Genomic DNA, 13,858 nt, shown 5'->3' on the forward strand with positions numbered 1-13,858 from the left:
ATACCATTTTTCTAAAGCTGTGTTATGGGTGAAGTCCTAGCCCCCCCTTACTAAGCTACCGTTGGGGGGCTAATATCTAGCACTACTTTATGAAATTGGTATAATAGGTCGATCGCCCGCGTGCCGTGACATTGTTCGGCAGAACTCGCTTTCAACGAATTAGGCTATACTGTCATTGCAGATACAATAATTTTGCTCGCAGCGCCAAGTCAAGCCATCGCGAGGCCTTGCCAAAACTCCCCTATCCTCCGTTCGCCCTGAGTAAATCTCAAATTTCAAATAAACTAAAAAATTGAAATTTGGGCAAATTTCGCCCGACGAACTACTAACTTTTAACTATTACTTATGCCCTTCATTCGCATTCCTAAATCTTGGGAAATTCTCGATCCCCAAATTACCTCAGAAACAGCCTTTCTCAACCGCCGCCGCTTCATGACAAATTTAATCGGCGCTGGCGTGACTGCTTCGTTGCTGCCGCTGACAAGCTGTCAAAGCAGTGATAGCTCAAAAACCGCTCTGGACCAAGGCTCAACCCAAGCATATTCGGGATTGACCCGGAATTCTAACTTCGCAAAAGTCGATAGAGCAATTACCGACGAAGCCTTAGCTACAAAATATAACAACTTTTACGAATACGGCGGCACAAAATCTATCTGGGAAGCCGCTCAAGCTTTGCCAACAGAAAACTGGAAAGTAGAAGTAGCAGGTTTAGTCAAAAATCCCCGCACTTACGACATTGACGACATCTACAAAAAATTTCCCATCGAAGAACGAGTTTATCGATTTCGCTGTGTAGAAGCATGGGCAATGGTAGTTCCTTGGGTCGGATTTCCCATGAAATTACTCATGGCTGATGTCGAACCACAATCAAATGCTAAATTCGTTCGCTTCACCTCGTTTTATGACAAAAAAATTACTCCAGGCCCCGGTTTGATGTCACAATTTTATCCTTGGCCTTACACCGAAGGTCTGCGGATTGAGGAAATGGCCAACGATTTAGCATTTTTTGCTACGGGCTTGTACGGGCGGCAGCTACCAAAACAAAACGGTGCGCCGCTGCGAGAAGTGATTCCTTGGAAGTACGGTTTTAAGGGCGCAAAGTCGATCGTCAAAATTGAATTTGTCGAAAAACAACCCGCTACTTTTTGGAATACAGTCGGCCCCAACGAATACGCTTTTGAGGCAAATGTCAACCCCGACCAACCTCACCCCAGATGGTCTCAAGCCAGCGAAAGAGTCGTCGGCCCCGGTAACAGTTGGTCGTGGGAAACTCGCCCGACTTTGCCCTATAACGGCTACGGCGAATATGTGGCGAGTCTTTACAGTTAAAAATAGATTCGGCTCGTTACCAGGCAGAGCCTGGTAACAAGCAACAAGTAACAGTTATTAAAATTTCATTCCTAAAATTCGATCGCGCGTGTGGAATGCGAGTCTGCTCTTTTGCGGACTCGCATTCCGCACGCGCGAACCGCTTTTGGGTACTATCTTATATCAAATCCTCTCTTCATCGGAATGATTCAGATATATATTCTCGGACTCTGTGTACTCTGTGTTCTCTGCGGTTAAATCATTCCGATCCAAGCGGAAACGATATTACCTGAAAACTGCTATAATTCCCAACGCTTATCGCTTTTGAGCAAGGCCTCAAACTCAGCCGCTGGTAAAGCCTGACTGAAAAAATAGCCTTGAATTTCGTCGCAATCGCGGGCGCACAAAAACGCAAGTTCCCGCTCATTTTCTACCCCCTCAGCAATCACAGTCATATTCAGAGAGTGCGCCATTTGAATAATCGCTACTGTAATCGCTGCATTTTGGCGATCGTCCGCAATATCCCGAATAAAACTCTTGTCAATTTTGAGCGCATCAAATACAAAGCGTTTCGGATAACTCAAAGAAGAATACCCAATCCCAAAATCATCAATGGCTATCCTAATCCCCATCTCTCTCCATACCTGAAAAGCTCCCGCCGCAGCCATTTCATCTTGCAAAATCAGACCTTCCGTCAATTCTAATTCCAAACATTTAGGATCGAGATTCGTTTCTCTCAATATCTGGCTTACTCTCTCCGTCAAATTTTCGCCTTCAAACTGGCGGGCTGACACATTGACCGCTACCCGCAGCGGAGGTAAACCCTCAATTTGCCACGCTTTAGTTTGCCTGCAAGCAGTCTCTAAAACCCATTCGCCCAGCGGTGCAATTAAGCCCATTTCTTCAGCCATTGGAATAAATTCTGCAGGGGAAACTCGGCCTCTTTTTGGATGATTCCAGCGCACTAATGCTTCAGCACCAACGATTTTTCCTGTTTTAATTTGTATTTGTGGTTCATAATAAACTTCAAATTCCGAGCGTTTCAAAGCATGGCGAAGACAATTTTCTTGACTAAACTTGTTAATGGAAATAATTGCATTTTTAGCGGTATAAAATTGATAGTTATTTCCTCCTTTCTCCTGAGAATTGTACATAGCTGTATAAGCATTTTTAAGCAGTTCGTCTCCATTGCTGCCGTCGTTTGGAGATAAACAAATGCCGATACTCGCCGTGACGTAAAGTTCGGAGCCTCTGGCCATTATAGGTTGGGCTACAATATCTAAAATATTTTGAGCAATTTTGACAGCATCCTGTTTTTTGGTAACTGGTTCGATAACAATTGCAAATTCAGCAGATTCCAAACGAGCCACCATATTAATTTTATCCGTGCAGTTGCTCAGCCGTTCGGCAATTTCGCAAAGTACAAAATCGCCAATATCGTGTCCAAATGTACTGTTAATCCTGTTAATTCTATCTATACTGAGAGTAACAACGGGAACGATTTCTGGCACTTCTTTGTGCTTTTCCAATACCTGACTTAGCTGCTCTCGCAACAGCGAACGATTTGGCAAGTTTGTCAAGCAGTCGTGCTGATGTCGGTGCAGAGCTATTTGAATAGTTGTGTGCAAGTTTTTTTCTTCAAATGGTTTAACAATATAGCCGAATGGTTTGGTTGAATTGACCCGCCGCAACGTATTTTCGTCAGCATAGGCTGTTAGATAAATTACCGGAATTGCCAAGCGCGATCGAATTACTTCTGCTGCTGTAATACCGTCGATTTCTCCTTGCAGGTTAACATCCATTAAAACTAAATCTGGTCGAGATTGTGTTGCCGATTGAATTGCTTCTTCTCCTGAATAGGCAATATCAGTGATTCTATAACCAAGAGATATTAAGCTGTCGGAAATATCTTCGGCAATAATGCTTTCGTCTTCAACTATCAGAATTTTTTTATTGGGCATATTTTTTGTCTCCGAAGATGGCTATTGTTGTTTAGAAAATGTTATTTTAAAAGTCGTGCCTGTTGTTGCTAGTAGCTCTATTTTCCCCCTAATTTGCTTAACTAAAGATCCGACAAGTCGCAAACCCAATGTGCGAGCATTTCGATAATCTAAGTCTTGAGGAAAACCAACACCGCTGTCGCTGACAGTTAGCACGCAAACCCTATCATTTTCCAAACTAAAGTCTATGTTAATTGTACCTGCAATTTCTCCTTCAAAAGCATATTTTAGTGCATTGGTCACAAGTTCGTTGATAATTAATCCGCAAGGAACAGCCTCGTCAATATTCATAGAACACGGCGCAATATTTGTTCGCAATTTGACGCTTTCTGCATGAGTTTCATAAGCTTGAAATAAATTGTGGGCGAGATTTTGGATATATTCAGCAAAGTTAATGTTTGAAAAATCTTTGGATTGATACAATTGTTCGTGAACCAGGGCCATTGACATGACTCGGTTTTGACTTTCTTTTAACATTTCAGTAACCCTGCTGTCTTTGATGTAGCGGGACTGAAGTTTGAGCAAACTGGAAATAACTTGCAGGTTATTTTTGACGCGGTGGTGAATTTCTTTGAAGAGGACTTCTTTTTCTGCGAGGGATGCTTTGATCCGATCTTCGTCGCGCTTGCGGTCTGTAATGTCTCGCACTACTGCTTGAATTACTTTACGACCGTTAATTTCCATTACATTTAACAGCACTTCGGCTGGAAATTCTGAACCGTCTAGCCGTTTGTGTACCCAGTCAAAGCGACAGCTACCTGCTTGCATTGCTGTCGATATTCTCTGTGCGGCTAAACTGTATGAGTCTTGTCCGCTAGGCTGAAATTGCGGGGAAAATTCGCTGGGTTTTTTTCCGTAAAACTGTTTTTTATTACTACAGCCGAAGATTCTTAAGGTGGCGACGTTACAGTCAAAAAATTCTTGTTCGTCTAGTAGCATTACTGCGTCGCTGGTGGCTTCGTAAAGGCTGCGTAATTTGCGCTCAGATTCTTGCAAAGAAGCGATTAGTTCGGTTTTTTGAGCTTCGGCGCGTTTGCGGTCGGTAATGTCTATTCCTACCGAAACTGCTGCGGTTCCTTGATGATATTTCTGAGCTACTATTAGATAATTGCGGGTGTTGCCATTAATTTCTATGTCTATTTCTTGCCAGATTTGGCGAGATGAACTGTCAAAAAAGTTTCGGATCAGTTCTCCAAAAGCCGATCCTTTGTCGAGAAAGTTGATTTCTTGACCGACAAAGCTTTCTGGAGACAGTTGGAAGGAGGTGGCTAGGTGCTGGTTGACTCCTATATACCGCAAATCTGAACCGATCCAAGAAATGAGTCCGGGCACTGCATCTAAGACTGCGCGAAGTTGGTCTGTGGCTTCTTGGAGTGCTGCTTCCGATCGCTTGCGATCGCTAATATCTGTTGCGGTTCCGCAAAGACCTAAAATAGCGCCGTTTTCACCTTGGTTGATGATGCTGTTGACGCGCAGGTGGACGGGGCTACCGTCTTTGCGAACTTGTTCTATTTCGTAAGGAGAATTGGGGGTTTGTTGCTGAAGGCTGGTTCTCGCTAAAAGTTCGGCAAATATTTCTATTTGTCTGCTGTTTTGTTGGGGAACTAAAAATTCAGTAAAGCGGCGGCCGATCATTTCTGGGGGGTCGTAACCGTAGATGCGTTTGGCGGCGGTATTGACAAAAGTTAAGATGCCTTGAATATCGATCGACCAAATAAGTTCTTGGGAGGTCTCTACAAGGTTGCGGTACTTTTTTTCGCTGGCGGCAAGTGCTGTATTGAAGGCTGTTGTTTGCTGCTGAAGTCTGTTTTCTAATTCTTGATTTGCTGTTTCGAGAGTGGCGATCGACTTTTGGCGATCGGTAATATCGGTAGCAACACCGACAGCCCCGACAATTTCCCCCCTTGCATCTCGCAGCGCTGTCGATCGAATTTCGTGAATAAAATCCCCCTCTTGGGCATTCCAAGTGCGATCTTTTCCTGCTATTACCTCGGCAATATTTTCTAAGATATCTGGCTGACTGCCGTAAACTTCAAAAATCGACAGTCCCACAGTTACAGGTTGTTTGAACCCCAAATTTTCTATGTTTTTGCCGGAAGCAAGGGTTAACCTGCCGTCTTTGTCAGTTGCCCACAGGAAAATTGGGGAACAACTGAGGGCGGCGTGGAGGGTTTCGTTTTCTTGTTTTAGCCGATCGATTTCGGCATGAAGCTTCGCGCGCGTGTTGCTCAATTCTACCGTTAGTCGATCGGCTATAAGCTGCCAACTCGCAGCAGTGTCGCACATTTCAGCAGGATTGCGCGATCGACAGATGGATTGGTTGCAGTATGACATGGTTCTCAGGGATGTACTGTATATTTAATCCCGGGCTATCTTTTAAGCATAAACTTTTTAAGTAAAATATTACAGTTTTTCGGGATACTCATCCGAGCCAGATGCGATAGTTTAAATCTTGTTTAAAACATTCAGCAATTGCTCCCCTGCCTGTATTCCTGGCAACTTTTTAAAGGTTGATAACAAGCTGAATAATGCCTGTAAATACGTATTTTCACGGTAAGCACCTGTAGTATTTTAAAAATGAGTTTCGCAATGTTAGCCTTGTACAAGACATACAATTATAAAATTTTCATATTATTTGCGTATATTCACGCACTCCAGAATCGGAAATCGGGATTTTTGAAATATAGTCACGGCTAACAAAAGTGCGAGCGGGGCGATCGCAAGGGAACAGCGATTTAAATCTAAAACCTAAAACCTAAGATGCTGTAACGCCATGTCGGGTAGATTATCCTAATAAAAACGGTTTGTAGTGCGGACTTCAGTCAGCGACCTATTGCCGACACTAGGGCGCACGCGCGATCGAATCCGATATCCGTTAACTTTAGATTTTAGACACTTCAAGTTACCCGTACAAGTTTTAGATCGTAGGATTAAAACACGGGTGAATAATGATTAAGCTATGGTTAAACTTTCGTTTTTAAAGTTGATTTTTTATCGTTATAGTATCTATTAAAAAAACGAAATTCGGGAATGACAAGGCGCGGTGGATCAAAGCACCGTTCAAGCGGGTTGATGTGCAGGTGTAACTCTGCAAAGCTCTATATTTGTCGTAAAAGTCGAGTTAAATAGCGCAAGTCCTAAGTTATTGACTGTGGTTGTTGATGCTATGATAATCAAATCAGCGTTTCACAAAAAAATCTGAAAGTGATATGTCACACTTCACAACGATCGAGGTTCAAATCACCAATGGCGAACTGCTGCATCAAGTGTTGGAAGAGTTGGGTTATAACGTAGAGTCCAACGTGCAGGTGCGGGGTTATCAGGGCGACCAAACTAATGCGGAGTATGTGATTCGGCAATCCAACGGTTACGATTTGGGTTTTCGTCGCAACGGAGAGAATTACGAATTGGTTGCGGATTTTTGGGGCGCTAGAATTAACAAGCAAGAATTTGTCAATTCAATTAGTCAAAAATACGCGCGCCGCCAGTTGATGGTGGCGGTGCAGTCCGAGGGTTTTCATGTTGAAAAAGAGGAAACGTTGGCGGACGGAACGGTGAGGGTTGTTGTGGGTCGATGGGTTTAAGACTTGCGCTTGAATAACTCGTTTTTATATACCAAGTAGGCGGGTACAAATCAATAAATATTCGATTGGTCAAGCGGGTTTTGCTTGGGAGCATCTGGTGTTTTGCGTTTATAGTGCGATCGTCCCCGAAGAGCGAGTACAATATGCGAGCGGGGACGATCGCACGCTCAATAAAAAAAATGCGTTTTGCAAAACACCAGATGCTCCCTTTTACTTTCATCTTCTGGCTGTGATTTCGTGACTCTTCGCTCGCGCCCGCTTCTAGGTTTTTGGGGATTCGGTAGGGGTTCGCTTGACTGACATCTTTGATAGCAACAAAAAATTCAGGTAAACCGTCACGCACACAACTAAAATTTTAGACTATTGTTCCTGCTCGCTGATTCATCTGTGGAGTAAATCTCAAACTTGTAGGGCGAAGTCAAAGTATCTAAAATCTCAAATCTACTGACTGGTGCGGGCTTTCGCAAACTAAGATTTAGGGGTTGTTGGAGTTGGAGTTGGAGTTGGAAACTTGCCTGCATTGGCATTTTTGCTTAAATACAGTAAAATCTGCCGATTTTTGCCTCCGGGCCAGTTTTGCGCGCTGGTGTCTCAAGTTCCTGAGACTGTGGGAATCCGGGCCGTCGAACTCTCGAAGGATGTCAGTATATTTGTTGATAACGGGCGATCGCAGTTCTCCAATTTCCTACCTAAAGAGGAAAATTGCATAACAGATTGCACTAATCTATTGATAGATTTTTAAGATTTTTCGGAAAACACGCGATCGCAGGGTATATCATGGTAAAAAGTTTACAGAAGAGTTCCGTAAGTTCCACAAAAGCTTCGATCGTTTAACATTGATTTAGAAACAAAATCCTTAGCAGACCATGCTATTGCGATCGGGTTTTCCCGTTGGGTGCTGTTGAAATTTGACAAACTAGCAATTACCCGTTAGCCATTAATAGCAACTTAACTTATCCATCAATACAAAATTTAACAGGGGTTTCATCTATGTTTGCTGTGCATGAAACAAACTCGGAGTTATCCGTTTTGCATATCAATGAAATTTGTAGTTGGGATATATCCTTAGAATCAACTCTCCTAGATTTGCCTCTCTACCACTGTCAAATTGACTTAACCCAACAGGCAAAAGAAGTAGCCCAGGCTTTTGAAGGAAATTCCATGCTTCCCGGCGTCATTTTGACCGAGCGGGGTAATTTTGTCGGCATGATATCCAGGCGTTATTTTTATGAAAAAATTAACAGGCGCTACGGGTTAGAAATGTTTTTTAAGCGACCGATAGAGGTATTGTACAGGTTTTCCAAGCAAGAGCTGCTGGTGCTTCCCGGTAGTAAATTAATAGTAGAAGCCGCCTCGGAATCTCTTTACAGGTTAGCAGAATTAGTCTACGAACCCGTAGTAGTGGAAGTAGCACCCCAGACTTACAAATTGTTAGACTCACACCAATTAATGGTGGCTCAATCCCGAATTCACCAACTAACAAATAAGCTGCTCAAGAAACAAACCCAAGCGAAACTCATTCAAACCGAAAAAATGGCGAGTCTGGGGAGAATTGTCGCAGAAGTAGCCCACGAAATTAGAAATCCGCTGAACAGTATTTGGGGAAATTTGACTTTTCTGCTGTCCTATTTTGAAAATTTGCTGCAACTAATGTCAGCTTATGAAGAGGAATATTCGGAACCCTCTCCCCGAATTAATGCCCTCAAAGAAGAAATTGAGTTTGATTTTTTACAAGAAGATTTGCCGATCACCTTAGAAGGGATGGAGTTGGGAGCCTCGCAATTGCTAAAAATAGTGAACGGGCTGCACCACTTTTCTCATATGGACGAGACAAAGCCAATGGAGACAGACATTCACGAATGCGTGGATATGACGCTGTTAATTCTCAAAAACCGCTTGAAGAATAGCATAAGAGTGGTAAAGATTTACGGCGAACTGCCCCTAGTTAGTGGCTACTCCGGTCAGTTGAGTCAGGTGTTTTTGAATTTGTTAGTTAATGCTATAGATGCCCTGACAGAGTACGCAGCAAATAGAGAAATACAGACCGAGTGCGCGGATAACTGGCAGCCCCAAATCGAAATTACCACTAATGTCAGAGAAACTGAACAGGGCCTGCAGGTAGCAATTGAGATTGCTGATAACGGGCCGGGCATTGCCCCAGAACATCATCAGCAAATATTTGATACCTTTTTTACCACAAAACCGGCAGGGAAAGGCAGCGGTATGGGACTGGCTATCTGCCATCAAATCGTCACAGAAAAGCACGGCGGCCAACTTTTTTTGCGATCGCAACCAGGCCAGAACACCAAATTTGAAATTCTCCTGCCAATAGTTCGCAAAACATGATTAACTCAAAAACAGTTTTCTGGTTCGCTGCTGCGGTGAAATGATAGGCTACCTTAGTAGTGAGTTCTCATTTGACTTTTCCAGCATTTCGGCAATTATAAAGTTCCAGTGGCAAATACATTCAGTTCCAAACTACAAAGCCCTTCACTTTCCGAAGGCAGCCATCAAGACCTTTCACTAGAGTCTACCCTCTGGGATTTGCCCCTGTATGAATTTCAGGTAAAATCGAGCTGCTTGGCCGTGACAGTTGCCGAAATCTTTGAACGGCATCCTCTGGTGCCGGGAGTCGTCTTGATCGAAGCAGGAGAGTTTGCGGGCATGATCTCGCGCAGACAACTGCTGGAATATCTGCTCAAACCCCAAGGCCCTGAGCTATTTTTGCACCTGCCGCTGAAAGTGCTCTACAGTTACGCTCGCGTCGAAATATTATTGCTCGCAGAGAGTACAACCATTTTGGCGGGAGCTCCACAAGCTTTGCGCCGATCGCCCGAATTGCAGTCAGAACCAATCGTCGTCCAAATAGACTCCCAATCTTACCGACTCTTAGACCCTCACGCACTAAACATCGCCTACTGGCAAATTCGCGGCATAGAAACTCAAGTCCGCTACGAAAGAGCCCAAACTCAAATGATTCAAAGCGAAAAAATGGCTAGTTTAGGCCGTTTAGTCAACGGAGTAGCCCACGAAATTTTAGATCCGGTGGGCTTTATTTGGGGGAATTTAACCTACGTCAGCGACTACAGCAAAAACTTGATGGAGTTGCTCTTAGTTTACGACGCGCACTGTACCGAACAACCGCCGGAAATAGCACGGCTCAAAGAAAAGATAGACTATGACTTTTTGCAAAACGATTTCCTGCGAACTGTGGCCAGCATCAAAGCCGGAGCCGAACGTTTGAGTAAGTTAGCAACCAGTTTGCAAAATTTCTGCCACATCGACGATATTTATCCCAAACCGACCGACTTGCACGCCAATATAGACAGCATACTCTTGCTGCTCAAAAGTCGTTTGACCAGGGAAATAAAAGTAGTAAAAAACTACGGCTACCTGCCGCCGGTACCGTGCTATGCAGGACAGCTCAACCAAGTATTTATGAATATCTTGACCAATGCTATTCATACATTAATTAACGAAGCAGTCGGTCAAGAATTGGCGAAGGAGTTCAAGGGTGGAGGAATCAGAGAGGGCGATCGCCAGCCTCAAATTGAAATTACAACTGAAGTGGGCTGTCCCGAACCTGCGAGCGACTTGAACCAACTTCACGATCGCTGGGTTTCGATTCGCATAGCAGATAACGGGCCGGGAATGTCACCTCACAAATACAAAAGAATCATAGAATCATTCTCTGCCGAAAAACGCGCCCTCAAAGAAACCAGCTTAGCAGTTAGCTATCAAATCGTGACGGGCAAACACGGCGGCGCATTCAGAATGCGATCGGAATTAGGAACAGGTACCGAATTTGAAATCTTGTTACCTTTAGCTTAAAGAAGTTATTGGTTATTGGTTATTGGTTATTGGTTATTGGTTATTGGTTATTGGTTATTGGTGATTGGTGATTGGTTATTGGTGATTGGTTATTGGTGATTGGTTGTTGGTTGTTGGTTGTTGGTTGTTGGTTGTTGGTTGTTGGTTGTTGGTTGTTGGTTATTGGTGATTGGTTATTGCTTGTTGGTTGTTAGTTATTAGTTATTGGTTGCAGCTAACAAATAACCACTAACAAATAACCACTAACAAATAACTACTAACAAATAACTACTAACAAATAACTACTAACAAATAACTACTAACAACAGCCAACAGTCAACCATTATCCAACTGAGTGCCACACATTTTACAGAATTTAGCATTAGCATCATGTACTAACCAACCGCAACCCTTACAAACAATCTCTACTTGATTAGCACTTTTAACTAACTGTTTAATCAAATCCCCCAACTGCCAAGGAATCAGAGCAATTCCCGTCAAAATCATCAAAATAGTTAGAAAACGGCCGGATTCTGAAATCGGAGTAACATCGCCAAATCCTACTGTAGTCATCGTGACAACCGAAAAATAAACAGCATCTAAAAAAGTGCCAAAAGCTGCGGGATTTTCCGAATGTTCGACTTGATAAATCAAACCAGAATAAACAAAAATTATCGCCAGTAAAGTAAACACAATCCGGGAAAAAATCACCCCATCTTCGGTGCTGATGCGAAAAACCGAATTTTTTAATTCCAGAAAGCGGATGAGTCGGAGAATTCTAAACCAGCGAAAAATCCGAATAAAACTGACATTGACAAATCCCAGTAAAAATGGTAATATTGCCAGCAAATCGACTATTGAAAAAAAACTAAAAATAAACTTAAATTTATGATCGGCGCACCACAGCCGCACTAAATATTCAACAGTGAAAACGACTAAAAGAGCGGTATCGAGAGTTGCCAATCGAGTTCTAACTAATTCGGAAATCGGGTAAGTTTCTGCGATAAAGCTGGCAGTAGATAGGAGAATGAGTCCGGTAATAATTAAACTGACGGTTCTCCCTGGGGGCGTTTCAATGTCTTCTAAATAAAATGCAATTTGTTTGCGATTTAACATAAATAATCTGTATTTTAGCAGGACTCGGCGATTGAAATACTCAGCGTCAAAGGATGTGCGCGCCGGAGGGCGACTGAAAAGGAAACGGGGTATTAAAGCCGGCTTTAGGATAATTCCCCTAGGGGCTGGTTCACGAATGTATGCAGCAATACAAACGAGAAATCCTGTAAACCCGCCGCCCCAACCTACTCCTTTAAAGTATCGAAAGGCGACGGAAATCGCCTAAGCGTCAAACGATATCCGCCGGAGGGCGACTGAAGAATCTACGGGGTATTAAAACCTGATTTAATATAATTCCCGTAGGGGCTGGTTCAAAAATAATATATAATTCAGACACACAATCTATATACCAATACACTTGGGTTAACGCTGTTTCTTGCCAGGAGAGCTCCTTGCATCTCCCTGGTTGTAGGGAATTAGGGGTTGGCGCAAGAGCAATTTCTTGTCCCCTGGGGAGGGACGGTGGGCGATCGGGCTACATCAACCCGCCCCAACACGGCACAGAGTTCGATCGCTGGCAATTCAATGCACATGATATAACTGGTATGCTGAAAAAAATTTTTAGGCGAATTTCTCAGTTTGACAGCGAGAAAAATTTTCTGCATTTTACAGAAAGTGTAGAAGTAATAATATCGAAAATTCTCTCACTGGCGATGATTGTGGTAATTATCGTCAGCGTTTGCGATTTGCTGATTTATTTAGCAAAAGAGTTGTTTAACAACGACAATCCTTTACTAAAAGACACGTTGTTTGTCATATTTGGGCTGTTTTTAAATGTTTTAATTGCTCTGGAAATCTTGGAAAACATTACAGCTTATCTAAAAAAGCACGTAATTCAAGTAGAGCTAGTTATTGTAACTTCTTTAATAGCCGTATCTCGAAAAATAATTATTCTGGACTTAGAAAAAAAAACAGCAGCAGATTTGATAGGTCTATCGACGGCAATTTTGGCCCTTTCAATTAGTTATTTAATCGTGCGATATAGCAATAATAGACACGATACTTAATATCTAGATAGAGAGTATTCGACCTCTCGAACAGTTTTAACAATCGCGTATTGAATTTTAGTTTTATAGCCAATTTGAAGATTTGGCAGACGGTGAACTCAAGGGCAGTGGCGAAGTCTGGAACGGGAAGTTTGTCTTGGGGTCGATCGAATACGGCAATGGTGCGATCGCTTCGGTAGACAAAGATCAATTCTTTGTCGGGGTCAATCAGCCAGCCCATGTGGTTTGGTGCGTCGCTTCTCGCCAATCAAATAGTGGTGAAAATTTCGTTAACGACGCACCAAAATATTTTGATATTAGTCTAACAAACCAGCGGGAGGCACAATTTCAATTCGGCCTTTTTCTAAGTCAACAACTGGCACAATCTCTTGCACGAAAGGAATCAAAACTTTTGTAGATTTGGGCTGTTTGACGCGGATTTTCCGTGGTTTGCGGGTATTTCTGGGATCAGGGTTTGTTTTGGGAATTTCAGCTTTTTTGGGCTTTTCTAGTTCTGGGACGACAATTTCTGGCAGCGTTAGATTTGTTTCTACTTCTAACAAGTCGTTACCTGCGGCAAGAATATCACTTACTTTGCCTAAAATTTCCCCGGTTAATTGGTTAAAAACTTCCATACCGATCAAATCTTGCACGTAAAACTCATCAGGTTCGAGGTAAGGTCGATCGGTCTTTTCTACAAACAACTTACAGCCCCGCAGCGCCTCGGCACTATCGCGGTCTTCCACGCCCTCCACCTCTACAGCATACAAGCCTTTGCCCGGTATGTAGCGACCTCCCAAAAACTCGATCGGTTCCGGTTCACTTTTGTTAGGGCGCAAAAGCCACCGCTTCCCCGGTTCGATAAATCTCTCCGGGAAATCTGAATCGGGATAGACTCGCACTTCCCCGTCCAAACCTTGAGCTGCTACAATTGTACCGATTTCTATCCACTCTGACATAAACTTTTTGGGAATTAGGAATTAATTGGGAATTGGGAATTGGGAATTGGGAATTGGGAATTGGGAATTGGGAATTGGGCCCGCGCAGGGAATTG

Annotated in this window: 9 protein-coding genes; 5 read left to right on the forward strand and 4 right to left on the reverse strand. The window is 43.1% G+C overall.

Translation table 11 applies throughout. The features are described 5' to 3' along the window. Positions 1-345 precede the first annotated feature (345 nt). Entirely contained in the window at positions 346-1,329 is a 984-nt protein-coding gene (gene msrP, locus QT998_RS01690; protein ID WP_333113376.1) for a protein-methionine-sulfoxide reductase catalytic subunit MsrP, read from the forward strand. A 278-nt stretch (positions 1,330-1,607) separates the two neighbouring features. On the opposite strand, the gene QT998_RS01695 is transcribed toward msrP, so the two are convergent. Together QT998_RS01695 and QT998_RS01700 are read right to left on the reverse strand one after the other, a co-directional pair. Next, complete coding sequence (locus QT998_RS01695; protein WP_333113374.1) at positions 1,608-3,269, reverse strand: putative bifunctional diguanylate cyclase/phosphodiesterase; 1,662 nt, start codon at positions 3,267-3,269, stop codon at positions 1,608-1,610. 21 nt (positions 3,270-3,290) lie between these two features. Then, positions 3,291-5,642, reverse strand: a complete 2,352-nt coding sequence (locus QT998_RS01700) for a PAS domain-containing sensor histidine kinase (protein WP_333087696.1) — start codon at positions 5,640-5,642, stop codon at positions 3,291-3,293. 875 nt (positions 5,643-6,517) lie between these two features. Here QT998_RS01700 and QT998_RS01705 point away from each other — a divergent pair. The 3 genes from QT998_RS01705 (at position 6,518) to QT998_RS01715 (ending at position 10,723) form a co-directional block, all read left to right on the forward strand. After that, the gene (locus QT998_RS01705) at positions 6,518-6,892 is read left to right on the forward strand and encodes a DUF1257 domain-containing protein (RefSeq protein WP_333087698.1); all 375 of its coding nucleotides are present in this window, start codon (positions 6,518-6,520) and stop codon (positions 6,890-6,892) included. Positions 6,893-7,882: 990 nt separating this feature from the next. After that, entirely contained in the window at positions 7,883-9,238 is a 1,356-nt protein-coding gene (locus QT998_RS01710) for a sensor histidine kinase (RefSeq protein ID WP_333087699.1), read from the forward strand. A 108-nt stretch (positions 9,239-9,346) separates the two neighbouring features. Then, on the forward strand, positions 9,347-10,723 hold the full coding sequence (locus QT998_RS01715; protein WP_333087700.1) for a sensor histidine kinase: 1,377 nt from the start codon (positions 9,347-9,349) through the stop codon (positions 10,721-10,723). Positions 10,724-11,038: 315 nt separating this feature from the next. On the opposite strand, the gene QT998_RS01725 is transcribed toward QT998_RS01715, so the two are convergent. Continuing rightward, a complete protein-coding gene (locus tag QT998_RS01725) occupies positions 11,039-11,818 on the reverse strand; it encodes an ion transporter (protein WP_333087702.1) in 780 nt (259 codons plus the stop codon). Positions 11,819-12,210: 392 nt separating this feature from the next. On the opposite strand from QT998_RS01725, the gene QT998_RS01730 reads away from it, so the two are divergent. Continuing rightward, complete coding sequence (locus tag QT998_RS01730; RefSeq protein WP_442921514.1) at positions 12,211-12,825, forward strand: phosphate-starvation-inducible PsiE family protein; 615 nt, start codon at positions 12,211-12,213, stop codon at positions 12,823-12,825. A 296-nt stretch (positions 12,826-13,121) separates the two neighbouring features. On the opposite strand, the gene rimM is transcribed toward QT998_RS01730, so the two are convergent. Then, positions 13,122-13,763 carry a ribosome maturation factor RimM gene (rimM, locus tag QT998_RS01735; protein ID WP_333087704.1) on the reverse strand — a complete coding sequence of 214 codons (642 nt, stop codon included), beginning with the start codon at positions 13,761-13,763 and terminating at the stop codon, positions 13,122-13,124. Positions 13,764-13,858 lie beyond the last annotated feature (95 nt).

Origin of the sequence: Microcoleus sp. S1D4 (assembly GCF_036700765.1) — a bacterium.
Lineage (GTDB): Bacteria > Cyanobacteriota > Cyanobacteriia > Cyanobacteriales > Microcoleaceae > Microcoleus.

Coding starts and splice junctions, on each gene's coding strand:
- QT998_RS01700 (WP_333087696.1), bottom strand. CDS start 5,642: ATGTCATACTGCAACCAATCCATCTGTCGATCGCGCAATCCTGCTGAA.
- QT998_RS01725 (WP_333087702.1), bottom strand. CDS start 11,818: ATGTTAAATCGCAAACAAATTGCATTTTATTTAGAAGACATTGAAACG.
- QT998_RS01710 (WP_333087699.1), top strand. CDS start 7,883: ATGTTTGCTGTGCATGAAACAAACTCGGAGTTATCCGTTTTGCATATC.
- QT998_RS01695 (WP_333113374.1), bottom strand. CDS start 3,269: ATGCCCAATAAAAAAATTCTGATAGTTGAAGACGAAAGCATTATTGCC.
- rimM (WP_333087704.1), bottom strand. CDS start 13,763: ATGTCAGAGTGGATAGAAATCGGTACAATTGTAGCAGCTCAAGGTTTG.
- QT998_RS01705 (WP_333087698.1), top strand. CDS start 6,518: ATGTCACACTTCACAACGATCGAGGTTCAAATCACCAATGGCGAACTG.
- msrP (WP_333113376.1), top strand. CDS start 346: ATGCCCTTCATTCGCATTCCTAAATCTTGGGAAATTCTCGATCCCCAA.